Here is a 24,870-nt window from a genome sequence, read left to right as displayed (position 1 = left end):
GATGAGGGAGAGAGATGAAGGACAAAAATATTTTCCCAATCAGACCGAGAATCGAAGAAGGAGAGGCGTTAACCAGTTACTTATTTCGAATAGCAGAAGCCAATCGGACAACATTTCACCAGATACTTCAAGTCATTCACAATCAGAAAAAAGAGAAAATTACATCTAGAGAGTATCGTTATTTGGATTTGCTGCCCCAATGCCAAGCGGATATATATCTATTAGGAAACTTATTAGGTATGAGTGAGGATGAAATCCTTTCTCATACCTATTATTCAGCAGTAGAAAAAATTTCAAAAATTTCTGGTGAAGAGCTAGACATCACTTTACATCAACTGAGCTTGTTAGTGGAAACGAAAAAACGATTGTTTTGCAGAAAATGCTTAGAAAATAAAAAAGGGTTTAGTTTAATATGGCAAATTAAAGGTTTACAAATATGCGAGATTCATAAAACAAATTTGGAATCCAGTTGTATAAATTGCGGAAAACTACAGCCGTATACAAGGGACCAAATGAAGGAATCCTGCTGTGTGCTCTGTTCTTATTCACTTAGTTATGGAAGTATCGACGGAAAAATAGCAGAAGAACAAGAAACGGAGTACACACACCAATTGAAAAAGTATAAAATTTGGAAACAACTATTAGGAAATAATTGTTTGTCACCACAACAAAGTATCAGACAATTCAATTTAAAACAAACGCTGGCCTTAAAGTTGATATTTCTTTCTCAATCAAAGGAAAGTAGATATAGATCGAATCGAGTAAAGTATTTAACTCGAGGTAATATAAAAATTTTAATGCGGTTAATAAGAGGGAAAAGGGATAAGCATTATTCAATTGTGGGTATGTTAATTCGTTTTTTTTTAAATAGTAACAATTCTGTTGAGGACTTAGAAAGAGTCGAAGTGAGTCAGGAGTATATTCAATCTATTCTTGAGGATAAGCCAACTAAGGAGCATGGCCCTTGTTTAACGCCTTGGTGTAAATATAAAAATACGAATGTTCATATGACAAACCATTATTTTAAAGCTAGTCACACTCATAGGGAACCATCAATTTGTACTTCTTGCTTCATACCATATGGGTATGACCGGAATTCTGGAAATTGGTGTGAAATTGGTAATACAATTAATTTGGTTTCCAATCATTTTTTACTACTCTTAAAATCTGGAGTATCCAGAAAAAGGATACAACATATACTCAATATTTCATCTCAAAAGGTTAATGATGTTATCGGTTATATGTACAACCAGAATTTAATTCCCGAAGGTTATAAGTTTGTAACAAGACCAAAATCTGAATCAGATCTTATAAATAAGTTCAAAACATTAAGTGAGCATGTTGGTGGTTTATTTAGATTTAAAATGATTCCTGCAGCAAAAAAAATATTTAATTGGAACGTATTAGAATTTCATCAGTATTACTATACTTTTGAGATTCAGATGTATTGGATTCATAATAAGAAAAAGGTGGAAAGGATACCGAGGTATCATAAGAATTTATCAAAGCAAATTGTGGAATATCGAGAATTGTGTCGACAACAGGGAAAATCATTCTCAAAAAAGGATTTCGAACAAATCTATGGGGTATCGAGAGGTGTCCTAAAGTATCATAATTTACATGATGAGGCTACTTCTGCTCGCCAACTCCAAAACAAGTCGATTTTGTCATATCAAATTCAAACTTGTTGGTTTTTGGCTAGGGATTACACAGAGAAATTACTTAGGGAGGAACGGGCTTTCAATTGCCAAAATGTATACAGTTATATTAGAAGGAATCGAAAGTGGCTAACGAAAAATTGCCCAGAATTAGGAGAGTGGATACAAGAACAAGTTGTTGTTTCAAAGGAGCAACAAGCTACAAAGAAATTGAATGAAGAAAAGAAAAAGCTCAAAGAAACCATTCACTACTTATTCAAACATGACATCAATTTGTCTAAATCTAATCTTGGTAAGTATTCTAATATTAATGTAGGTAAGTTGTGGGGGCAAACAGAACTGGGACTATTTTGCGATAAAACTATTGAAGAATTAGTCTGGGAGACAATGCCTTTGAAAGAGGTTGAGTCTGAATTTTCAGAAGACTTTATAGAACAAATTTATGAAAATAATTAACCATTAAAGTGAGCTTGCCAGAGGAACGCGAGCAGCATGGTTTCATGAAGAGATGGATACCGGAGCGTTCCTCTGTTTATAAGTGTTACTAGGATCAAAAGCTTATCAGGAAATACTAAATCGAGTCACCCATACCGTGGTGATTGATAGCAACGTCGTAAATCTCCTACGTCTGCGGACGGATGAAAAAAAATTTGCTACAAGATTGAGGAGAGGGTTCCACAAAACTAATCACTAGCAGATTGAAAATACTTCAAGCTTGGAGAAAAAGTGCCTAACAATAAATTTTTATAAGTTGATTAAATAACTAACTATAGTTTTAGTCCATATGTACCAATTAGCCTGGTGCAATGTCTTGATGAGCGCTTATAGCATAAGACTATATTTATAAGCTAGGAATACAAAGTTAGAATGTCTGAAGCTCAATAGCAAATGATATCTATGATCAAAAGATGGGGAGTGACCAATATGCAAGACGAAAATCCGAGACGTTTAGAAGGAGATGAAACTTGGTTTAGACTGAAAGAATGGACTAAAGGGCAAAAAGCTGCTGAGCGACTAGCAAGCCATATTTTGAACTCAGAAGGCTTTGAATCCATTGATCCATCTCATCCATTAGGTGGAAGGGACGGGACAAAAGACTTTATATGTTTTAAAAATAATGAGAAGTGGATAGGAGCAGTATACTTTCCAAGAGGGCAAAAAACATATAAAGTTATCAAAGAAAAATGCATTGAAGATATTAGAGGTATTAGTAAGAATGGGGCTTTTGGGTTAGCCTTTATAACAAATCAAGAGATAACAGTTTCTCAAAGAGAAGATTTAATGACCAGTACATCATATGAAATAAAAATCTACCACTTGGAAAGGTTAGTTAATATTTTGAATAATCGTCTGAATTATGGCGTTAGAAGAGAGTTCTTAGGTATTTCACTAACGACGGATGAAAAATTTGCGTACTTAGCAGATTCGAATATAGAGGTTAATGGAATAATAGACCAAGGGCATAATTACTCCGAGAAGATGTTCATAATTAAGGATCTAATAGATAATTTACAGGAAATTTGGGAAGAAATTGATGATCCAGTTAGTTTGTATGATGACGATTTAGCATGGCTTACTGTAGTTGCTCATAAATCATATTTATGCAACGTTAAAAATGTAGTTTTAAATGAAATAAGTGATGATATTGCGCTTCATTTATACGACCACTTGCAAATTATTTCTTCTATAAATAAAATGCAAAGTGATATTGAAGAAGCAAAGAAATATGGACATAAACATTTACGAAGCAAAAAACAACTTCAGGATCACTACTCTCAGGTAATTCAAAAAGCTTTATTTAATATTATATCGGATCTAGATAAATATGAAGATCACATTACAAAAGGTGCATAAATAAAGGACTGCTCTCAGAGTGGAAAAACTTGTACTCATAAGAAGGCGTGATAATCGCGTTTTTTTTTGATTTAGCGTTATAGTTCTTGTCCAGACCTATGGACAGGGACATAAGTTCAAAACCAATTTGTCATTGCTCAAATTTTTAAAAAATATATAATTCCAAAAGGTGAGTTTGAAATTAAGTTTGAAGGTGAGTGGATATATCAAATATTATCGCAGGCATCTATCTATGAAAATTAGAAACAGACGGGTATCTAGTCGGTTATTACGACTATAAATTAAGAAAAGCAACTATTGTTTGTAATAGTGATGCATAAAATGACTCAAAGCAAAGTAGGAATAGATTTCATAGGGGCATGTATGAAAATTTGACTTTAGGAAGAATGGACACGGAAAAAATATTTATGTGAGGGAGTAGTACTTTGTTCTGTATGCATCATCTAAAATGAGTATGCTTGATCGTAGTCAAGTGAATTAATTTCACTGATAGATCTATTCATTTTCCAAAATCAATATTACTTAACATTTACGTATTGGTAACAATTAATGGAAAATACTTATCTCAGTTTATTTTATAGAAAAGGTACGTTTATCCTACTAGATGTTATAAATATCTTTGACTAATGTTATAGAAACAACGATTGTAAGCATGTTATAGTCTCAATTGATGATATAACCCACAGTGCATGTGTGGTTTATATTATCAATTGGACAACTTATAACATCAAAGTGAGACAATATAAGTGCCCGTAAAGCCAGTAAAGACGGGGAAGTTTTCTAATAACAAACCAAGTACTTGTTGTTTACTGATCTAAGATTTGTTGTTTTTATAGTAAAAAAAGTAGTGGAATTTCTATAAGTTGTTGTAAGATAAACACTCTCCAATGAACTGTCTGCCATGGACTTTTTGAAGGGACCCCATACTGTTTGGGGATCGATTACAGGACAATCGATGGAAGTTGAAGCGGCGGTTCGATTTAGTGTACTGACCGATGTAGGACCTATGATCGAAGTTTTCCCGTTGGAACAAGCTAGTGAATCATAGGAGAAAATGATGTCAGCTAAGACACGATTCCGTGCCGTATTGAGTATGACTAAATGATAACTCATTCCCAACTTTGACGATTTAAACGTTATGGACCTTAAGCCTGTATTGGCTTTGAGGTCCTTTATTTTGCGAAAACGATAGGTTCGTATGTTGGATGATATATCTGAGCCTATTATCAACGGGAAAACTAGCTACCTGGCTGCTGTAGGTAATAAAAATGAGATGGCCAGAAAAACAATTAGTCTGTTAAGTAACGAACAGAAATACCTAGAAATGAGAAACGCTTATGTAAACAAAGCTCATTTAAATTTTAGTTCAGATCAAATCACAAGTCACAATGAAGGGATATATAACCGTGTGCTTGAAACTAACAGAGGTGCTTCACCAGGAGAGAACCTTCAGAGAAATGTGATTCACTCTTGACAGAAGGAGAGTATAGATTTATAATTCAACTAATCAATTGAATAATTGTTAATGATAAATTATATTTAGTGGGGGGATCTCCAGTGGGAGCAACTGCATTGACAAAAAATACGTTTTCAAATCAAATCCAGTCTGGTGTGACCTTGGTAGACTTTTGGGCTCCATGGTGTGGACCTTGTAAAATTCAGCTTCCTATTGTGGAAGAATTAGCTGATGAGCTGAAAGGACAGGCAACGTTGGCAAAAGTTAATGTCGACGAGGAAACCCAATTAGCTTCACAATTTGGTATTCGAAGTATTCCAACTTTGTTGCTTTTTAAAGATGGTAAGCTCGTTGATACTATGGTTGGTGTAAATCAAAAAAATGTCCTTAAAGACAAAATTCTTAAATTGGTTAATTGATGTGAAAATCGACAACATTATAATGAAATAATGTTGTCGATTCTTTTTTTGTTCTGAGAGCGCTCCCTTCAACGTAGCGGATGCAGTTTGAGAGTGACTCAATATCATCATATAGAGAAGATAATCTTTTAACATATGTGACTCCCTGATGAAACATGGATGAAGGAGAGAAACAATGAGAAAACAAGTTGAAAAAAAATGCTCCGGTGATAATCGTTGGAACTCGGAAAATTCGATCTTGGACCTACATGGTTCTGCCACACTATGAGAAAATTAATACTCAACTCACAAAAGAACTGGGTTTGGAGACATTTAATCAATTTAACAAATAACAAAGGACGAATGCTCTTAGAACGTTCCCAACATGAAACACCACAACAACATCTTTTACCACATGAGGCAATGGAGCCCTCACTAAGATTTGTTAGTCGAGTACAGTCTATGATTGAGGCGATAAGTGCTACTTTGCCATAAGGAGCAATCCAGCTTAACACACGTGTAACTTTGATTCATCAAGAAGAAGACGGTACAATCTGCTTAGAAGCCAATGGAAAACAATTTTAGACAACTGTAGTTACTATTGCTATTCAACCACGGCTAGCTGAAAGAATATTAAATTTGAGCCAAATCTTCCTTATGATCTGCAGTCATATTTAGTTGGAAAACTAACATGGATGGCCGGTCAAGCTAAAGTTATTGCCATTTACGACGACCATTTTGACGTGAAGTTGGACTCTCCGGTTTTACATCAAGTTGGGTGGGATCTCTACAAGAAATTCACGATGCTTCACCAGGGACAGGTGCCCTTTTTGGATTTTTGGTTTACCAGTAAAGGAGCGGCAGACTCTGGGAGAAGATAAACTCATGTAACTTGTGTTGGAACAATTGACTAGACTTTATGGGCCTGCTGCCGAACCACTTCGTGACTAACCAAATTATGGACCCGTTTACGTAGATAATTGGGGAGAGGGCATATTTTTTACGGGCACTGAGACGGCTGATCAACAGGGAGGACATTTTGGAAGGGGCGATTCTCAATCAGCTGATCAAATCGTAGCCAGATTTCTAGAACGATACACACAATAATGAGGAAAAAAACTTCTACTTTTGTAAATATTTTTCGTATGGAAAAAGGATTTAAACAATGAGTCATTTTAAGAGAGGAGAAATTTGAGCGTGCGTTTAGTGGACTTAACCTCAATACAAGAAATAGAATCCTTCATCGGAAGTAATCCATTGAGTATGTTATACGTATCTCAAGATGATTGTAATGTATGCCATGCCATTTACCCTAAGCTCAAAACAATGCTTAATCTATACCCTAAATTGGCACTTGCTCATGTTGATGCTAGTCAAGTGGAGGAGATCACAGGAAGGTTTTTAATTTTTTCTGTGCCGACGATCTTGGTTTTTCTTGATGGGAGAGAATATCTACGCGAAGGTCGTTTTGTTCAATTTGAACAATTGAAAAAACAATTACAGTTATTGTCAGATGTAGTTTAAATCTTCGATTAAAAACAAAAGGCACACCTTCAGTATTATGTCCTTTCTTAGGCGTTTTATTGAAGGTGTATTTCAAGTAATGGCCAATTCTGTTGTTAGAAAAACCACCTTTACCAAGTAAAAGGTGGTTTTTCTAACAACAAAACATGCGTTATATGTTCTTTTATGTTGATTTTCGTTCCACCAAAGTAAACTCTAGTGAATTTAGTGCGTTTTTCGTCTGGTTAAGCTTATTATGAATAATAATAAAGGCATTGTCGGCCTGAAAGTCAACAGGATAGTTAATCGTTGTCAGATCCAGCAAAGGAGCGAGTGCGGAATTATTAAACCCCATAATGCCCCGTCCGTAAACCGATTCCTTTATATGTTCCCACTCCTGGCTACGATGCAGGACATGCTGGCATACCCATTCCGCATCTCTTGTGAATCTTGAACGGTATTTTCTCGAAAGCCAAAAAATTCTCGGATTTGAGCGGGGTGATATTTGATCATCCGACCGTTCCAATCGTATTGTGCATACAGTTCTACGGGCACTTCGATTTGCTTGGCGATGTATGAAATGACGGTCTTAGGTACTTCAAATTTATGGAACGGAAATCGTGCCTCGTATTGGAAGAACTTAAACATGACCGCGAAACCGATCCTCGTCTCACTGCTCTTATTCCCCATTTGCTGCATTTCGTTCGGGAGAAAGGTAAAATGCTCAATCAGCTCGTCCAGTTCCCAATTTCGCTTCATGTAATCCCTTCCGAATAAAGTTCCTATTACTGTGAGTAACGGAACTTAGCACTTGAAATAAGTATATCCAAGCTGTATATGTTAGACAATATGTGTCTCAAATAACTCGAAGTTCCATATACAAAAATAAATTCGGAACTTTTATTTATTCATGGGGACTAGGCTAACGGGCAGGTTAGTTTAAAAACCTTCTTAATATACTCTTTTTAAGGGTGGATCTTTTTCTGATGGGTTCGTTTCTCAGAAATAAAAGTTTTTTTGTACGTTCTTTTTTACAAGGTTTTCTCGATTACAATTGATAATTTGTAGTTAGCGTAATTGTTTAACTCTAATAAAAATTGGTTTAACGCTTCATTACTTGGAAACCTACATTCAAGCAGATAGCATCCATCACCGCTTATTTTGTAATTATTTAGGATGTGATCCCTTTTAGAATGAATGAATGAAAGAAATGGTTGATGGTGTGTATCTTTAATATAGATATTTAGAAATGCATACGTAAAACATCCTAATTTTGCGTGATTAACTTTAATGCTGTATCCCTCTATAACTCCAGTATCCTCAAGTTTTTCTAGCCGGGCTGCTGCTGCAGGTCCAGTTAGGTGCACTCTTTCCCCTAATTCTTTCATGGTAATTCGACTATTTTGACTCAGCTCTTCAATAATTCGTTTATCTGTTTGATCCAAATCAAACGCATCTCCTTTAAAAAATAAAGTAAAAAGACCAATACACTTTATTTAATCTGTGTATTTGAAGGTTACATCTAGTATAAACTTATCATTGTCAACAAACAAAATTAAAAAAACAGAAGGAGAATTATATATAAATATGCACATTCAACAAGTTCGAAATGCAACAATCATTGTTCACTATGCAGGTAAAAAGTTCCTAGTCGATCCATTACTTGCGTACAAAGGTCTGTATGGTCCATTCCCGGCGGGGATCAGAGAGGATTTGAGAAATCCTATAATTGATTTGCCAATGTCCGTTAACGACATCATTAAGGATGTCGATGCTGTTATTCTGACTCATTTGCATCTAGATCACTACGATGATATAGCAAAAGCAGTGCTTCCAAAAGGCACTAAAGTTTTTGTACAAAACGAAGAAGATGCTAAACAAGTTGAAAGTGACGGTTTTCAACAAGTAGAAGTACTTGCTGAAGATACGCTTTTTGAAGGTATTCAGTTAATTAAAACAAAAGGCGAGCACGGCAGAGGGAAAGATTTATTAAAAATGATGGGTCAGGTATGTGGTGTTGTCTTCAAACATGCCAACGAGAAGACGTTATACCTAGCCGGAGATACAGTATGGTATGAAGGTGTCGAAAAAGAAATCATTTCCCACACTCCTGAGATTATCGTGTTGAACGCTGGAAATAATAGTTGGCATGATTTGGGCTCACTTATAATGGGCAAAGAAGATGTTTACGAGGTGCATAAGGCGGCTCCTAACGCCAAAATTATCTCAGTCCATATGGAAGCAGTTAATCATTGGACATTATCTAGAAAAGAACTAAAAAGCTTTGGAGAAGAAAAGGGATTCACCTCTAATTTATTAGTTCCCGAAGACGGCGAATCGTACACTTTTTAATGTGCACTGCGAAAGGTTGGAATATGAGTCGCATTGGAGATTGTGTTGTTCAAATAATATGAGACCTTCATATGGGTCTCATTTTATTATGAATTTTTATAACAAGTTATTTATTCCTTTAATGCAGAATATTAGCTCACTTGCATATCAAGTATTTACCAAAATCTACAGACAGGAGAATATGCTGTGAACCAAACGAATCCTAAATTGTGGACGAAAAACTTTATTATTCTTTCGTCTGTCAATTTCATTATGACATTAATTTTCTTTTTATTAAACGCGACAATCACTCTTTATGCAATTAATGAATTTGATGCATCAACCGGCCAAGCTGGTATCGTCGCAGGTATTTTTATTATCGGTTCATTATTAGGGCGTTTGTTTACAGGACGTCTTATACATTCCAAAAAAATCTTGATGACCAGCTTGTTTTTATTAATTTTAACAACATTACTTTATTTCGTTCATCTTAATGTTAACTTTCTCATATTAAATCGGCTTTTAAACGGTATCACAGTGGGTATTATATCTACAATTGTGAGTACGGTTGTTGTATTTAGCCTTCCTGCACCACGAAAAGGTGAAGGGATAAGTTATTTTGCAATTAGTACGGCCTTGGCCACAGGAATCGGTCCATTTATTGGTTTAGTTTTGAGTCAAAACTCAAACTTTGAAATGATTTTTTCTTTAAGTCTATTGCTTGGAATTTTTAGCTTAGTAATCGCATTTTTTCTGAAGTTTCCCGCAACGTACAAGACTGAGAAGAACAATAAAAAGGGAATAAAAATCTCTGACTTTGTTGAGCCAAAAGTAATGCCGATAGCAATTATTATTTTTTTCATGACTTTTTGTTTTTCCGGCATAGTTTCATATTTAAATATTTATGCTTTGGAGTTAGGGTTAATAGACACAGCAAGTTTCTTCTTTATGGTATATACTGTTTTTGTCTTAATATCACGACCTTTTACAGGACGAATAATGGACAAAAAAGGTGCTAACATTATCATATATCCGGCTCTTATTATATATGGAGTAGGGATGCTTCTTTTAAGCTCAGTTAACAGTAGCTTTACATTGTTATTGGTAGGAGCATTAGTTGCTCTGGGATTTGGTAATATTTCTTCCATAACTCAAGCCATAGCCATCAATTTAGCCGAACCTCACCGAGTTGGCTTAGCAACTGCGACGTTCTTTATATTCTATGATCTAGGGAACGGATTTGGCCCATCGATTATCGGTTTGATAATTCCAGCTACAGGATATAGTGGTTTGTATGTAATACTCGGATTAATTGTATTAGCTACACTTTTTCTATATTACATGTTGTATGGAAAGAAAGAAGGTAAAATTCAAAATCAAGTGGTAAACTAAAGAGCACTTAAAGAGAGGATCCTGAGAATTTGAACTGTGACCTGTAAGAGATAGATATATATATATATATATATATATATATATATAATTTTTTTCATATAAAAGCGATTGGCATAAGTACGAAATCTTCTTAAAAAATAGAGCGAGGAGAAATTTATGACTGTAGTATTAAAAAGAGTTAATAACGAGAATATTGATGAGATAAAAAAAATCTATGATGATTCGTTTCCTAAAGAAGAGATGATCCCATATAATAAATTGGTAGAGATAAGCAATGATACCGACCATTTGTTTTATGGAATATATGATGATTACACGCTGGTAGGAATGAATTATCTAATCGTAAAAAACGATATGCTTTACATATTGTATTTGGTAATTAGTAAAGCATATCAAAATAAAGGGTACGGGAAAGCAGTTGTTAATGAGATAATAAATAAATACTCTAACTATCGGATTTGCCTGAATATTGAAGAAGTTAACCCTAAATTTCTTAATAATAATCAAAGAATTAAAAGGAAAAGTTTTTATCAACTCTTAGGTTTTGAGTCTCAGGATTACTTGTTTTCAAATTATGAAGGCGTAACTTTCGAAACGATGTCAATAAATGGGGATGTATCCTATAAAGAAATTCATGCGTTATTCGATTATTTTAAAAAGCTAAGATAGACTGAGAATAACACGGACGGGTAGCAAGAAAATTATCAAAAGAACGGTATCTAACTGTAAATATGTTGATGGCGTTGGCGTGTGCATATTGGGGTAAAAGCTAATATGCACACTTTACATTTTCTTGATGTAATGATGAAGAAATAAGTCAGATCATTAAACTAACGGGAAACGATAGTTCAATCTCCAACTAAGACTAGGCTGCCGATCAATATCGGCAGCCTAGCTCTGTCTTTGCCCATAGTGACAGCGACGCTGGTACTACCCCGTTTGACATGTGAAGCATTACATAAATTACAGTGTTATATCAATGAGGGCTTCAATATGAAATAAGGTATGAAAGCGGTAACTATTGGTGGGAGTTCAATTACAAATACATGAATATTTATAATTTTTCACTTTGTACGTTAGTTGTATACTTGACGTTAGTAAAATTATATAATAAAATTCAACTGATCAATTGATTAATTGATGTATTAAACGAGCGATACATAATTTAATTGGAGGTTTGATTTCTATGGCAAAAGCATAGCTTCAAATTACATTGAAAATTAATGCACCAGAACGCATGGCGGCTGTAAAGGTTTTATACAACTTATAAAAGAGCTGTTCCTTAGTGAGAAATTTGTCAAATCTCATAGAGTAATGAATCTTAACCTTAACGAAGTTTTGGACTTACAATACCTAAAAGGGGATGTTAATATGGCAGAAAAAACAATTAACATGAATACGGTTTGGTACAAAGATGCAAAGGGTGATGGACGCATTAAAAGTGACAATCTACAAACTCAAATTGCAATTCCAGTCCCCAAAGGGGGAAGTGGTAAAGGGGCTGACCCACAACAACTTCTTATCTCTTCTGCAGTAGCTTGTTACACGATGACCTTAGCATATATGTTAGATAAAAATAAACTTCCTGTGACAGGATTCTTTATGGATACAGAAGGTAATATAACTCATGGTGATCAATTAAGTATTACCCATCGCCCGCATGTTGTTCTGAATCCAGGAGCGACCAATGAAGACATAAGCATGACAGAAGCTTTGATGCAAAAAGCAGAAGAAAATTGCCATATTGGTCAATTACTGATAAAGGCCGGCATTCCCGTAGGAACTCAAGGAAAAGTAACTATCGATTCTGGAGAGGATCTTACAAGTAGCTATATTGCAGCACACGGATTGGAATAGTAAAGCTAAATGTCAATGAGTATTATTCGCTCTAATCAAGTCGTATAATGTCCAGGTTTGCATTATTCACAAAAAGACTTCAAAGTCACAAATATGTGGGCTTCGAAGTCTTTTTTAGATGAGGCTTAGATTGGTTAATGTATATGAAAATGTTCCTGCCACTCATTCACTCCGTCTTCCATACGATACGCCTTGAATCCCTCAACTTGCAATTTTTGCGTAGCAAGTGCCGAATAAACGCATAATGGCCCTCTACAATAAGCGACCACTTCAGCTTCCTCCGGTAACTCTCCCATTAATACGTCTAGATCTTCCATCGGCATTGAAATTGCTCCTTGAATATGTCCTGTTTCAAACTCTTCTTTGGGGCGTAAGTCAACTAAGATAATGGAGTTTTCATCTAGTTTTTTCTTTACTTCATCCATGGATAGGGTATGGATGTCATTCAAGTTGTTTAAAAAGTCATCTTTCATTCTCTTGATATCAGGAATTTGCTTCTCACTAATCTTCCATAGTGAAGAGAGAAAGTCAGTGATCTCAGGATCTGCTAGTGAGTATATGGCGTAAGTTCCTTTCTTTGTGAACTTAACAAGCTTAGCGTCCAGTAAGACCTGTAGATGACGAGAAACATTAGCTATATTCATTTCTGTACATGCGGCTAATTTCTCCACTGTTCTGGGACTTTGTGATAGTACATTCAAGATTTCAAGACGTTTATCACTTGATAGACATTTACCTATTCTAGCCAGTTGCTTATATAGATCTTCCTTGAAAAGCTTTGCACACTTTAGCATCTCTTCCATTCATTTATAACCTCACTTCAACTTGGTGATATATGTTAAGGATCCTACACTATATGTTTTGACCAATATGGCAAATCAAAAATATCTTCTCCATACACTGAAAAAAAACTATGAAACCAACAATCTCTTCATAATAAGTACTATATCAATTGATGAATAGAATTTTAACATGTGTAGAGACGAAGTCAAGTTTAGTCCATTATTCTGATAAAAATAATAAGATAAAATTGCAATACTGTTTGCGAGCGATACTCTGATTTAATGAGGAGGGGAGAAGTTGGAGGAGATAACGTTATTAGTAGTATTTGCAGCAGGCGTACTCTCGTTTTTGTCGCCTTACGTATTCCCTCTCCGGCCGGCGTATGTTTCACATATATCCGATACGATGATTACAGGGGTCGCTTTGTCGTGAATCGTAAAATTCTGGTCGTACGTTCATTGGGCTTCATCCTTGTGATTTAGTGTTATCTTTGTGATCATGGGGCTACTGGCTCCGCTATAGGTAATTTTGTCTCCTTACGCAGGGATCTGATTGAGAAGGTTGGCGGACTATTGATTGTGGTGTTGGGCCTACAAATGATGGGGATACTCAAACTCAAGTTTTTAATGAGTTCTAAGCAGTTGGGAAACGGAAAAAAATACGGTGGCTGGCTTGGTTCATTTATCCTTGGATTGAAATTGGGGCGGGCTGGACGCCATGTGTGGGGCTCGCACTTTCCTCGATACTTGTTTTGGCAGGGTCGTCCGAATCATTGTACCAAGGGATAGGGCAGTTAGCGGTATATACGTTGGGTCTTGGAATTTCCATTCTTGCTCATTTCGCTGCTTGTTACTTTCTCTCTATCGATGGTTAAACAAGTCAATAGGTTTTTTCCCGTCCTGAGCATGGCGAATGGAGTTATTATGGTCATTTTAGGTGTATTGCTATACACTAGAAACTTTCAAAAAACTGAGTGTAATGCTCGCCTAATATTCATTTTCTAAGTTTTTAACAAGCAGGAGGCTGTGTATGGTGAAAAAAATGCTTAACGGATTTGAAGGGAAATAGGGTTTTGTTAAACTTCTGGGCAACCTGGTGTTCTCCGTTTTCGTACTGAAGGCTCTAGTGATGGATCAATTTGCTGTTCAAGCGTATCCGACGACGTATATGATTGGTTCAAACGGGATAGATCAGGAAAAATTTATGGGGGCGATAACTTACGATCAGATGAAGCAATCTATGGGTAAGCTAAATTGAATGTAGTACGTCTCGAAATAATAGGATCTCGAATAATTCCAATAAATGAGCTTGCGCATATATCTTAATATCTGCTGAGCTTAGGATGGAGGAAGTATAGTATGATGACAGTGATTCGTCATTTCAATTGGACTGTTTAGTTTATGGTTAATAATACAATCGTGGCCTCTACGATCCCTTACTAATGTGAGTTTTGAAGATTGGGACCTTCTCATCACCGCTTGCAAATGTGAAGATTCTAGATGTCAGGGATGTCAGTAAATATTCGACTGGACATATTCCGAGTTCATTAAATATTTCCTTTGGTAGACTCCCGTTAGTATGGAGCAAGAATCTTGCACCGAATGATAAAGTGATCATATTTTCCAGCAGCTTGGTTCAAAGGAAAAGCTGCTCAAATTTTAGCGTGTGGCGGGTTTCGTCACCGTATGCCGTTAAAGGGGATTATCTTTCAATGACTAGTAGGGTGAGCTGGAATTATCACCATAAAGAAGGTTATTGTAAATAAAGGGTGATGGGAGTCAAGTTAACGAAAGAACGAAACTGGTAGTTGGAGAAACTTATATAGGGTGAGGATTGTCAAGGCGGCTGACCGGAGCACGCACGCTCCATGCCGATCCGACTTACGGACGGCAATGAGGCGTCCATTATGTGAGGTGGCGAAAATGCCAGGTGCCTGTCAGTTTGCGGACTTCGGCGATCAACGTGCCGATCCCATACGTTCTGCAAATCGTAGGCAAAGGGAAAGGACAACGATACTCAAGAATAGCGGTCTTTTATGCGTTGTTAACCTTTCTAGTCGGTTTCATTACTCATGAATTCGTAGCTGAGGCTAAAAGCATATAAAAAAATTTAATACCTGCTCTTGCATCCCATAAACAACTACTGGGAGAAATTGGTCGTCTACTGGTTTAGGTTATGATCTTAAATTGCGGTTTATATAGTAACCATCTTAATAGGGTATGTAGCCTTTCTTGTAATAGTTTACTTGTGGTATTATATAATATAAATAGTTTACTTATGGGAGTATATAATATATTTGCTCTTATCATAAACAATTGGAATTTTGAAAGATATTCTTTAAAATGCTATTTTATTTGAACATCCAAATAGAAAGGTATTTGATTATGATATTCATTAATAAAAAAACTATTAATAAGCTAACTGAATCGCATAGAGAACCTAACATGCTTATCTGCTATTCAACTCCTCAAAGCCTTTCGGCTTGGACAAGTCGAGCTATATTACTCCTAAATAATGATAAAATTATTATCCTTTTCCTGAATCTATTTTCCACTAAAGTAGTACAAAAAGTTGAATTTGAAGTAGCTGATTTACAAGAACAAAAATATCATTCCATATATCTGTCTTCTGCAATATGGTCATTTAACAGTAAAGGACAGCATTGGAGGTTCAAGATAATCAAAAAAATTATACCTCTTGGCTCTATGCAAAGGGATTTTCTAAATTTCTTGCAACAAAATATTTTAAATTAGCGACTGAGTAGATCACCGATCTCCGAAAACATGTGCCCTTCCAGACGAAGGCGAACAGCCAGGTATCTTTCGTAAAGTCGTTTATCTGAGGTCTCTTTCATGGTTCTTTTCATTACCCAATAGGCGATTGAAATAATGTTGTTGGTTTGTTAATTGCGTGTTATTATATCAAATGAATTTGACAGGTTCCCAAATCTTTGTTAGAGTTTCAATCAAATACGTATAACCTTTTCATGGGATGTTACCGATAGGGCATAACCTGAATTGGCTTGTTTACACTGTAAGTGTATACAGGCTGGTTTGGGTTTTTTTATTGTCTATCACCCTTCGCTACCCCTTTTATCACACATTTGGAAGGAGAATGTTTATGTCCAGTTATATTTTTCCTAAAGACTTTTTATGGGGAGGTGCTCTTGCTGCCAATCAGGCTGAGGGTGCTTATTTGGAAGACGGTAAAGGATTGAGTCTGGTGGATCTGCTGCCTACCGGAGAGAAGAGAAGAAGCATAATGAAAGGAAATGTTCCCTCGCTGACTCCACTTGAAAGCGAATTCTATCCTTCCCACGAAGCCATTGATTTCTATCATCACTATCGCGAGGATATTGCGCTATTTGCAGAAATGGGCTTCAAGGCGCTGCGTGTTTCCATTGCCTGGGCTCGTATTTTTCCAACGGGAGAAGACGCTACTCCCAATGAAGCAGGTTTGCAATTCTACGATGATTTGTTCGACGAGTTGCATAAACATGGCATTCAGCCAGTCGTTACCCTCGCTCATTTTGACGTGCCGGTAGATCTGGTCGAGAAATATGGAAGCTGGCGGAGCCGGAAGCTGGTAGGCCTGTTTGAAACCTATGCCAAAACAGTATTCACCCGCTATAAGGATAAAGTGAAATACTGGATGACATTCAACGAGATTAACATGCTTCTCCATTTGCCGTTTCTCGGTGCCGGGCTTGTTTTTCAAGAAGGTGAGAACGTTAAACAAATTCAGTATCAGGCTGCACATCATCAGCTTGTCGCAAGTGCGCTGGCTGTTAAAGCGTGTCACGAGATTATCCCGGATGCCCAGATTGGCTGTATGCTTGCTGCCGGCAGCTTCTATCCGTATACATGTAATCCCGAAGATGTATATCAGGGCATGGAAAAAGACCGCGAGTCCTACTTCTTTATTGATGTACAGTCACGCGGCGAATATCCTGGTTATGCGAAGCGCTTCTTCAAGGATCATGGATTAAACATTGAGATGGAATCAGGCGACGCAGCCATCCTGAAAGATCATACCGTTGACTATATCGGATTCAGCTATTATTCGAGCCGGACGACCAGCACAGACCCGGAAATCGTCAAGAACATGACCAGTGGTAATGTATTTGGCTCCGTAGCCAATCCATATCTGGACAAGTCCGAATGGGGCTGGACGATCGATCCCAAAGGATTCCGCATCACAGCCAACCAATTGCATGACCGTTACCAAAAGCCACTGTTCGTAGTGGAAAACGGTTTTGGTGCCAATGATGTGGTTTCGCCTGAAGGAGAAGTTAACGACGATTACCGGATCGACTATCTCAAGCGGCATATTGCCGAAATGGGTGAGGCTCTTCAAGACGGAGTCGAAATTATCGGTTACACAAGTTGGGGACCTATTGACATTGTCAGCGCTTCCTCAGGAGAGATGAAAAAGCGCTATGGTTATATTTATGTGGACCGTGACAACGAAGGCAACGGTTCGTTGAAACGTATTAAAAAGAAAAGCTTCCACTGGTACAAAAATGTAATTCATTCCGACGGCGAAAATCTGGGCGAATAATCGTACCACCAGTAAATAGGATCGGACGTCCCGGGCCCACGGGGATTTCCGATCTCCGTTTCTACATTGAAAGCGTTGACAATCGTTCCTCTTCGGGCTATACTTGACGCAATTCCATCATTTTTAGGATTGTTACTGCGTAGCAGGCAAAACCTAAGCCACGAATAAGCGGATGTTACAGTCTTGTTTATTTGGCGTGCTTCGGTTTTTTTCTGTTTACAATAAAGAGGATGGAGCATGTGTGGCTCTTGCTGGCATATGGAACGGGGGATCGAGATGAACATAGCAAAGGTCATTAACAACAATGTAATCAGCGTCTACCAGACGGACGGCACCGAACTCGTGGTGATGGGTCGGGGGATTGCTTTTAAGAAAAAGCCTGGAGACAAAGTAGACGAAACCAGAATTCAGAAGGTATTTGCTCTGAAAAACAAGCAGACGTCCGATAACTTTAAAATGCTGTTGCGTGAGGTACCGCTTGATTTGATTGTGATTGTGGAGGAAGTCATTAATGACGCCAAGCATAATCTGAATAGAAAGCTGAACGAAAATATTTATGTTTCGCTGACTGATCATATCAATTTCGCTGTTGAAAGATACCGGGAAGGATTGGAAATCAAAAACGCGTTATTGTGGGAAGTCAAGCAACTGTACAAAGAAGAATTCGCGATGGGTCTGAAAACGTTGGAACAAATCAAACAAAGGCTCGGTATTGAACTGCCTGTGGACGAAGCGGCTTATATTGCGATTCACATCGTGAATGCTGAAATGAACGAGGAAGTCATTACGACCATGAGTATCACGAAGTTTATCCAGCAAATTATCAATATCGCAAAATATCATTTTAAGGTGGAGTTCGACGAGGACTCTCTGAGCTATTTCCGTTTTATTACGCATCTGAAATTTTTCGCCCAGCGCGTATTTAAGGGAAATCACTACGAAAATAACTATGATCATTTGTATGACATGATTAAGGAAAAGCATAAGGAAGCGGCTGCTTGTACAGAGAAAATCGGAACTTTTGTGCAAAAAGAATACAACCACGAATTAACGAACGAAGAAAAATTGTATCTGACCGTGCATATTGAACGGGTGGTGAACAGATAAGTCGAACGTTTTTAACGAAAAAGGACCAAGAATAGACCATTAAAAGTTTTTGTTGACAAATATGGTAGAATGATTATATTATGAGAGTAACAGGAATTTAATAAGTTTTAACTGGGATTGTTACTGGTTATGCAGGCAAAACCTAAGTCATGAAAAATCGCGGGACTAAAGTGCCCACCATTTTTCAAGGCTTAGGTTTTTTGTGTGCCTAAATATGTAAAAAGCCCCTTAGAACATGGAGGTGTCCATCATGAGTTATGAAAAACTGGCTAAGGAAATTGTACACCTGGTAGGTGGCGAAAAAAATGTAGTATCGCTCGTTCACTGCGCCACACGCCTGCGTTTTGTGCTAAAAGATGAGGCAAAAGCAGACAAAGGAAAGTTGGAAAAAACCGACGGAATTATCACTGTGAAGCAGAGCGGTGGTCAGTTCCAGGTTGTAGTCGGCAACAAAGTACCAGAGGTATATAATGCAATCGGCCATGTATCCAATATCTTGAATGAAACTGGAAAAGAAGATCATTCAGCAAAAGGCAACAAAGGATTTGGTGCCGTAATCGACGTAATTTCCAGCATTTTTGCACCTTTGCTCGGAGTTATGGCGGGGTCCGGTATTTTGAAAGGTCTGCTGCTGATTGCGAGTAACCTTGGCTGGTTGCTACCGAAAGACACTACCTATATGATTTTGTATGCTGCGGCCGACAGCTTGTTTTATTTCCTCCCTCTCTTGTTAGCGGTTACAACGGCACGGAAATTTGGAGGTAATATCTTCGTTGCCCTGACCATTGCCGGAGGGTTGCTTTACCCGACCATTGTCACGCTAAAAACGGAAGGTACACCTACGGACTTTTTCGGTATTCCTATTGTTATGATGAGTTATTCCTCTACCGTTATTCCGATCATTTTAGCCGTCATCGTCATGAGTAAGCTGGAAAAATGGTGCAATCGAGTGATCCACGAGAGCGTCAAAAACTTTATTACACCTTTGATTCTACTTGTAATTATGCTTCCTCTAACCCTGATCGTGTTTGGTCCAGTCGGGGTGTATGTGGGCAACGCGATCGCTACTGCACTCGTTGCTGCATTTAGCTTTAGTCCATTGCTAGCTGGAGCAATCCTTGGTGCTTGCTGGCAGTTGCTCGTTATTTTCGGTGTTCACTGGGGTCTTGTACCTGTATTCATTAATAATATTGCTGTTAATGGCAGAGACGGAATCAAGCCTTCCGCTGCGGCCTCCATCTTTGCTCAAACCGGCGCTGCGTTCGGTGTTATGCTGAAAACCAAAAATAAGAAGCTGAAAACGCTGGCGGGTTCCGCTACACTTACCGCTTTATTCGGCATCACGGAGCCAGCCGTCTATGGGGTTACGCTGCCACTGAAACGTCCGTTTATTGCAGGTATTATCGGCGGCGCCGTTGGTGGTGCCATTATCGGTCAAGCGGGAACGCAAGCATTTGCCTCCGGCGCACCTGGATTGCTGACCTTGCCGATCTTTTACGGCCCTGGTGGACAAGGATTCCCGGGATTGATTTTAGGGATTACCGTTTCATTCCTGGTGTCAGCCATCTTGACTTATATTTTAGGTTTTGAAGATCCAGTTGAAGAAGAGGAAACTACTAACAATTCGGCTAAAGAATCGATCTCTACAGTTGTTGTTTCTAATGAAGAGGTACTCAGCCCAATTGAAGGAACTGTGGTCGCTTTGTCGGAGGTTCCCGATCCTGCATTTGCTTCGGAAGCTATGGGCAAAGGGATCGCCATCCAACCGACAACGGGCAGAGTCGTGGCCCCGTTCGATGGAACCATCACCGTGGCGTTCAAGAAAAAACATGCGCTTGCAGTTGTTTCGCATCATGGCGCAGAAGTTCTGATTCACGTCGGAGTAGATACGGTCAAGCTGGACGGTAAACATTTTACGTCCCATATCAAAGAAGGCGATCAGGTGAAAGCTGGGGACCTACTGCTTGAGTTTGATGTTGAGCAAATCAGGGCAGAGGGTTATCCTACGATTACGCCAGTTATCATTACGAATTCTTCCGAATATACTGAAGTCCTTCCAATTGCTCAAGGAGAGGTAACGGAGCAGGCTCCACTGTTGAAACTGTCTAGTGCTCTGAATGAGAAAGAAAGCATTGCCTAAATGTCTTAAGGACAAGGCTCTGATGATCCATATTCTCGGATCATCAGAGCTTTTTTGTCGTTATTTTATGTAGCTGGTAAGCCCACTTGTAATTGACAATATGTCAATTAAATTAACTTGTATGGGGGTAAAAACTAATCTATAATTTTTTGTAATTATGCAAATTTTCTGAAAACATAGACTAGAAAATCAATTGATTGATCAGGGGGAAATACAAGGAATGTTAGAGCAGTGGGCAGAGGCAGTAAACGGCGTCATTTGGAGCAATCCTGTGGTATATGTCTGTTTGGGTGTGGGACTATTATTTTCGATCATGACTCGATTCCTGCAAATCAGGCATTTCAAAGAGATGATCCGCCTAGTATTTAAAGGGAAAAGTTCCGAGGCAGGTGTATCCTCCTTTCAGGCCTTTACGATGGCACTATCGGGGCGTGTAGGGACGGGGAATATTGCTGGGATTGCTTTGGCGGTTGGTATGGGTGGACCTGGGGCGATATTTTGGATGTGGGTCATGGCTTTTATCGGGTCGGCTACAGCTTTTGTAGAATCCACACTGGCTCAGGTGTATAAGGTAAAGCGCGATGGTCAGTACCGGGGCGGTCCAGCCTTCTATATTGAAAAAGGGACAGGCTTAAAATGGTTTGCCGTCATTTTTGCGGTTGCTGCGTTGGTCGCGATGTGTTTACTGATGCCGGGAACTCAATCGAACTCCATTGCTGTAGCTTTTCACAGTTCGTTTGGCATGGATATGAGGGTTTCGGGGATTTTAGTAGTCGTGTTGCTGGCGCTTATCATTTTTGGTGGTGTAAAAAGGATTGCCAATGTGGCTCAGGTTGTCATTCCGTTTATGGCACTCGGTTACATCCTCGTCTCTTTCTACATTATGATGACGAACATTACTGCACTTCCCGATGTATTTTCGCTAATCTTTCGTAGTGCCTTTGGCGTGGATTCTGTGTTCGGCGGTATAGCAGGGACGGCGATTGCTTGGGGTGTAAAGCGGGGGATTTATTCCAACGAAGCCGGACAAGGCTCTGGTGCGCACCCGGCAGCCGCCGCAGAAGTGTCCCATCCAGCAAAACAGGGGCTAGTTCAGGCGTTTTCCGTGTATGTGGATACCTTTTTGGTCTGTACGTCTACGGCTTTTATGGTCCTGTTTACTGGTATGTATAATGTGAAGGGACCTGGTGGCGATTTTATTGTGCAACATCTCCCGGGTGTTGAAGAGGGAACCCAATATACACAGGCTGCTATTGAATCGGTATTTCCCGGTTTTGGATCGAGTCTGCTGTCCATTACCTTGTTCTTTTTCGCATTTACGACCATTATCGCGTATTATTACATCGCAGAAACGAATATGGCCTACCTGGTTGCCGACCGTAAAGCCAAATGGCCTATGTTCGTCCTAAAGCTGGTTATTCTGGGTTCGACGTTCTATGGAACGGTCGTCAAGGAATCGGCTCTGGCGTGGACACTGGGGGATATGGGTGTCGGCATTATGCTTTGGGTGAATCTGATTGCTATGATTCTGTTGGCCAAGCCTGCTCTTCTTGTGCTTAAGGATTACGAACAGCAGCGGAGGCAAGGGCTGGACCCGGTGTTTGACCCGAAGAAGGCAGGTATTTCAAATGCCGAGTATTGGTCAAAGGAATATCAGCCTCCTTCAGATGAGTTGACAATCACCGCCAAACCGAGCAAGCTTCAAGCCTAAATAAGATAGATAAGTAAGATCAAAGGTGGCTCCGCGGGGAGTCATCTTTTTTTCGTTATCTTGCCTTTACATTCCAAGAAGGGTACATATGTTCACTATTTAGGCTATAATTTAGACAGAAGATTTTGAATAAATTCTGCCATGGATATGTGGGGAGGCCACATTTGCATTAGAGAGGTGATTTGAATGAGTACATCCGATTTATCCATAACTGACGACGAGTGGAGCGCTATTGTAGAAAACGACAAGTCATATGATGGGGTATTTTTGTACGCTGTGAAGACAACGGGAATATTTTGTCGCCCCTCCTGCAAATCCCGACCTCCCAAAAGAGAGAACATCCGTATATTTAAAACAGTAGAGCAGGCATTGGTCGAGCATTTCCGTCCATGCAAAAGATGTAAACCGACAGGACAACGATTGCCTGATCATGAATGGATCGCACTGGTTACAGAATACGTGAATTCTAACTATATGAAGGATTTAACATTGCACATCCTAGCTGAAATAAGCCATGGAAGTCCGTATCATTTACATCGTACCTTCAAGCGGATCATGCATATAACTCCAATGGAATATATACAGCAGACCAGGTTGGAACAAGCGAAGAAGCTGCTCATTTGCTCAGATATATCTGTTGCGGAAGTGGGGGAGAACGTAGGTCTGTGCAATGCACCTTACTTTATTACGTTATTTAAAAAGAATACAGGCTACACCCCATTGCAATATCGCCAACTCAAATTGAAAGCAACACAAAATGGAGGTGCACAGCATGGCACAGCAAATAAATAAAACGATCTATTGGTCATTGTTGACACATGAGGATTGGAATTTATATATTGCAGCTACATCGGAAGGACTATGTTATGTAGGTTCGCCCAATCAACCTGTAGAGGAATTGTTTTCATGGGCGGGAAGACGATTTCCCGGCAGTCCTTTAGTTGAAGAGGATTCTGCTTTACAGCCCTATGCCAAGGAGTTGATTGAATATCTCCAAGGGAAGCGCGCCCAATTTACATTGCCCTTTGATTTTCATGGGACTGCGTTCCAGATGGCGGTTTGGAATGCATTGTGTGATATTCCGTATGGGGAAACACTATCCTATTCAGACATTGCCAACGCTATTCAAAAGCCAGCCTCTGTTCGTGCGGTGGGGACTGCCATCGGTGCTAATCCGATTTTGGTCACAGTCCCTTGTCATCGGGTCATCGGTAAAAATGGAGCTATGACCGGATATCGTGGTGGTTTGGACATGAAGGTGAAGCTTTTGCAGCTCGAAAAGGAAAGTGTGGCATCGGTTCAGTATGAAAAATGAGTATTACAAATCCCCCAAGACTCTTTTGAATAAAGGGACCGGCTTCTTGTCAGGATATACACATTCGTTGAACCCGTATACAGGTTGTACCTTTGGTTGCTCGTATTGCTATGTACGCCAATTGCCAGTCTCCACATTTCGGAAGGAAGCGTGGGGGACATGGGTTGATATTAAAAATCAGGCGGCAGATATTCTTCGCAAGGAGCTTCGTAGAGCCAAATCCAAAGGTAAAGTCACGATTTTCATGTCGTCAAGCACAGATCCTTATCAGCCTGCCGAGTACAAGGAAGAGGTGACCCGTTCTTTGCTGGAGGTGATGGTGGAGGATCCCCCGGATTTTCTCTTTTTACAGACGCGCAGTCCACTGGTACGGCGGGATACTGATTTACTGCTCCGATTGGGGGATCGTGTTCGTGTGAGTATGACTGTAGAAACAGACCGAGAAGATATACGCAAACATTTTACCCCGGAGGCTCCTCCCATCCAGGCTCGTCTCCAAACGCTACATCTCTTAAAGGAGGCAGGTGTACCTACGCAAGCTACGATTGCTCCGATGCTTCCAAGCAGTGAACATTTTGCAGACAAGCTTTTGCCTCTGGTCAACCGTGTCTGTATTGATGATTATTTTATGGGAGATGGCAGTGGGGGGAGACGAACGCGTAGCTTGAAAATGGGTGTGCTGTACGAGTCATTGGGGCTGGAAGAATGGTATCATCCTGCTGCCTATAAGGCGGTTTATGAGCGTTTTCTTCATGTTTTTCCGAAGGAACAGCTCTACGTGAGCAAAGAAGGTTTCGAACCTTGA

General features: G+C 39.0%; 25 protein-coding genes and 1 pseudogene. 22 read left to right on the top strand and 4 right to left on the bottom strand.

What is annotated here, in order from left to right:
- Positions 1 to 14: 14 nt before the first annotated feature.
- The 6 genes from ACL9RM_RS22600 to ACL9RM_RS22575 all read left to right on the top strand — a co-directional run bounded on the left by ACL9RM_RS22600 (position 15) and on the right by ACL9RM_RS22575 (position 6,890).
- On the top strand, positions 15 to 2,114 hold the full coding sequence (locus ACL9RM_RS22600) for a TniQ family protein (RefSeq protein WP_209940397.1): 2,100 nt from the start codon (positions 15 to 17) through the stop codon (positions 2,112 to 2,114).
- Between the two features lie 468 nt (positions 2,115 to 2,582).
- A complete protein-coding gene (locus tag ACL9RM_RS22595) occupies positions 2,583 to 3,512 on the top strand; it encodes a hypothetical protein (RefSeq protein ID WP_414126562.1) in 930 nt (309 codons plus the stop codon).
- Between the two features lie 901 nt (positions 3,513 to 4,413).
- Positions 4,414 to 4,560 carry a hypothetical protein gene (locus tag ACL9RM_RS22590; RefSeq protein ID WP_250266654.1) on the top strand — a complete coding sequence of 49 codons (147 nt, stop codon included), beginning with the start codon at positions 4,414 to 4,416 and terminating at the stop codon, positions 4,558 to 4,560.
- A 150-nt stretch (positions 4,561 to 4,710) separates the two neighbouring features.
- The gene (locus tag ACL9RM_RS22585) at positions 4,711 to 4,986 is read left to right on the top strand and encodes a glycosyltransferase (protein ID WP_250266653.1); all 276 of its coding nucleotides are present in this window, start codon (positions 4,711 to 4,713) and stop codon (positions 4,984 to 4,986) included.
- 83 nt (positions 4,987 to 5,069) lie between these two features.
- A complete protein-coding gene (trxA, locus tag ACL9RM_RS22580) occupies positions 5,070 to 5,387 on the top strand; it encodes a thioredoxin (RefSeq protein ID WP_250266652.1) in 318 nt (105 codons plus the stop codon).
- A gap of 1,176 nt (positions 5,388 to 6,563) precedes the next feature.
- Positions 6,564 to 6,890 carry a thioredoxin family protein gene (locus ACL9RM_RS22575; protein ID WP_250266651.1) on the top strand — a complete coding sequence of 109 codons (327 nt, stop codon included), beginning with the start codon at positions 6,564 to 6,566 and terminating at the stop codon, positions 6,888 to 6,890.
- A 163-nt stretch (positions 6,891 to 7,053) separates the two neighbouring features.
- On the opposite strand, the gene ACL9RM_RS22570 is transcribed toward ACL9RM_RS22575, so the two are convergent.
- The 3 genes from ACL9RM_RS22570 to ACL9RM_RS22560 all read right to left on the bottom strand — a co-directional run bounded on the left by ACL9RM_RS22570 (position 7,054) and on the right by ACL9RM_RS22560 (position 8,314).
- Positions 7,054 to 7,224 (bottom strand): hypothetical protein, encoded by a 171-nt coding sequence (locus tag ACL9RM_RS22570; RefSeq protein ID WP_196765450.1) that lies wholly within the window; start codon positions 7,222 to 7,224, stop codon positions 7,054 to 7,056.
- 26 nt (positions 7,225 to 7,250) lie between these two features.
- The gene (locus ACL9RM_RS22565; RefSeq protein WP_250266650.1) at positions 7,251 to 7,628 is read right to left on the bottom strand and encodes a DUF4158 domain-containing protein; all 378 of its coding nucleotides are present in this window, start codon (positions 7,626 to 7,628) and stop codon (positions 7,251 to 7,253) included.
- Between the two features lie 272 nt (positions 7,629 to 7,900).
- Positions 7,901 to 8,314, bottom strand: a complete 414-nt coding sequence (locus tag ACL9RM_RS22560; protein WP_323873126.1) for an Lrp/AsnC family transcriptional regulator — start codon at positions 8,312 to 8,314, stop codon at positions 7,901 to 7,903.
- A gap of 142 nt (positions 8,315 to 8,456) precedes the next feature.
- On the opposite strand from ACL9RM_RS22560, the gene ACL9RM_RS22555 reads away from it, so the two are divergent.
- The 4 genes from ACL9RM_RS22555 to ACL9RM_RS22540 all read left to right on the top strand — a co-directional run bounded on the left by ACL9RM_RS22555 (position 8,457) and on the right by ACL9RM_RS22540 (position 12,449).
- Positions 8,457 to 9,221, top strand: a complete 765-nt coding sequence (locus ACL9RM_RS22555; RefSeq protein ID WP_061829888.1) for an MBL fold metallo-hydrolase — start codon at positions 8,457 to 8,459, stop codon at positions 9,219 to 9,221.
- Positions 9,222 to 9,407: 186 nt separating this feature from the next.
- Positions 9,408 to 10,592 carry an MFS transporter gene (locus ACL9RM_RS22550; protein ID WP_058830615.1) on the top strand — a complete coding sequence of 395 codons (1,185 nt, stop codon included), beginning with the start codon at positions 9,408 to 9,410 and terminating at the stop codon, positions 10,590 to 10,592.
- A gap of 156 nt (positions 10,593 to 10,748) precedes the next feature.
- Complete coding sequence (locus ACL9RM_RS22545; RefSeq protein WP_250266649.1) at positions 10,749 to 11,261, top strand: GNAT family N-acetyltransferase; 513 nt, start codon at positions 10,749 to 10,751, stop codon at positions 11,259 to 11,261.
- Positions 11,262 to 11,963: 702 nt separating this feature from the next.
- Positions 11,964 to 12,449, top strand: a complete 486-nt coding sequence (locus ACL9RM_RS22540; protein ID WP_250266648.1) for an OsmC family protein — start codon at positions 11,964 to 11,966, stop codon at positions 12,447 to 12,449.
- A gap of 134 nt (positions 12,450 to 12,583) precedes the next feature.
- Here ACL9RM_RS22540 and ACL9RM_RS22535 read toward each other — a convergent pair whose 3' ends face one another.
- Entirely contained in the window at positions 12,584 to 13,252 is a 669-nt protein-coding gene (locus ACL9RM_RS22535) for an ArsR/SmtB family transcription factor (RefSeq protein WP_250266647.1), read from the bottom strand.
- A 277-nt stretch (positions 13,253 to 13,529) separates the two neighbouring features.
- On the opposite strand from ACL9RM_RS22535, the gene ACL9RM_RS22530 reads away from it, so the two are divergent.
- The 12 genes and pseudogenes from ACL9RM_RS22530 (at position 13,530) to ACL9RM_RS22475 (ending at position 24,870) form a co-directional block, all read left to right on the top strand.
- Positions 13,530 to 13,664, top strand: coding sequence for a cytochrome c biogenesis protein CcdA (locus ACL9RM_RS22530; RefSeq protein WP_323873125.1), 135 nt, complete (start codon positions 13,530 to 13,532; stop codon positions 13,662 to 13,664).
- Between the two features lie 86 nt (positions 13,665 to 13,750).
- A pseudogene (locus tag ACL9RM_RS22525) lies at positions 13,751 to 14,106 on the top strand (cytochrome c biogenesis CcdA family protein).
- A gap of 254 nt (positions 14,107 to 14,360) precedes the next feature.
- Positions 14,361 to 14,489, top strand: coding sequence for a hypothetical protein (locus ACL9RM_RS22520; RefSeq protein ID WP_323873124.1), 129 nt, complete (start codon positions 14,361 to 14,363; stop codon positions 14,487 to 14,489).
- A 229-nt stretch (positions 14,490 to 14,718) separates the two neighbouring features.
- Positions 14,719 to 14,997, top strand: a complete 279-nt coding sequence (locus ACL9RM_RS22515; protein ID WP_414126569.1) for a rhodanese-like domain-containing protein — start codon at positions 14,719 to 14,721, stop codon at positions 14,995 to 14,997.
- A gap of 143 nt (positions 14,998 to 15,140) precedes the next feature.
- Positions 15,141 to 15,335, top strand: coding sequence for a hypothetical protein (locus tag ACL9RM_RS22510; protein WP_250266645.1), 195 nt, complete (start codon positions 15,141 to 15,143; stop codon positions 15,333 to 15,335).
- A gap of 1,017 nt (positions 15,336 to 16,352) precedes the next feature.
- Entirely contained in the window at positions 16,353 to 17,792 is a 1,440-nt protein-coding gene (locus ACL9RM_RS22505; protein ID WP_061829882.1) for a 6-phospho-beta-glucosidase, read from the top strand.
- 276 nt (positions 17,793 to 18,068) lie between these two features.
- Positions 18,069 to 18,899 carry a BglG family transcription antiterminator LicT gene (licT, locus tag ACL9RM_RS22500; RefSeq protein ID WP_235308397.1) on the top strand — a complete coding sequence of 277 codons (831 nt, stop codon included), beginning with the start codon at positions 18,069 to 18,071 and terminating at the stop codon, positions 18,897 to 18,899.
- Positions 18,900 to 19,149: 250 nt separating this feature from the next.
- Entirely contained in the window at positions 19,150 to 21,039 is a 1,890-nt protein-coding gene (locus tag ACL9RM_RS22495) for a beta-glucoside-specific PTS transporter subunit IIABC (RefSeq protein ID WP_250266644.1), read from the top strand.
- Between the two features lie 220 nt (positions 21,040 to 21,259).
- Positions 21,260 to 22,750, top strand: coding sequence for an alanine/glycine:cation symporter family protein (locus ACL9RM_RS22490; protein ID WP_250260450.1), 1,491 nt, complete (start codon positions 21,260 to 21,262; stop codon positions 22,748 to 22,750).
- A gap of 186 nt (positions 22,751 to 22,936) precedes the next feature.
- The gene (locus tag ACL9RM_RS22485; RefSeq protein WP_414126561.1) at positions 22,937 to 23,542 is read left to right on the top strand and encodes a bifunctional transcriptional activator/DNA repair enzyme AdaA; all 606 of its coding nucleotides are present in this window, start codon (positions 22,937 to 22,939) and stop codon (positions 23,540 to 23,542) included.
- A complete protein-coding gene (locus tag ACL9RM_RS22480) occupies positions 23,523 to 24,065 on the top strand; it encodes a methylated-DNA--[protein]-cysteine S-methyltransferase (protein ID WP_250266642.1) in 543 nt (180 codons plus the stop codon). The genes ACL9RM_RS22485 and ACL9RM_RS22480 overlap by 20 nt, the downstream gene beginning before the upstream one ends.
- Entirely contained in the window at positions 24,055 to 24,870 is an 816-nt protein-coding gene (locus ACL9RM_RS22475; RefSeq protein WP_250260453.1) for an SPL family radical SAM protein, read from the top strand. Before ACL9RM_RS22480 ends, ACL9RM_RS22475 begins: the two co-directional genes overlap by 11 nt.

The organism is Paenibacillus sp. S29 (assembly GCF_049319765.1).
Classification (GTDB): domain Bacteria; phylum Bacillota; class Bacilli; order Paenibacillales; family Paenibacillaceae; genus Paenibacillus; species Paenibacillus polymyxa_B.
This window is presented reverse-complemented; position numbering and strand designations above follow the sequence as displayed.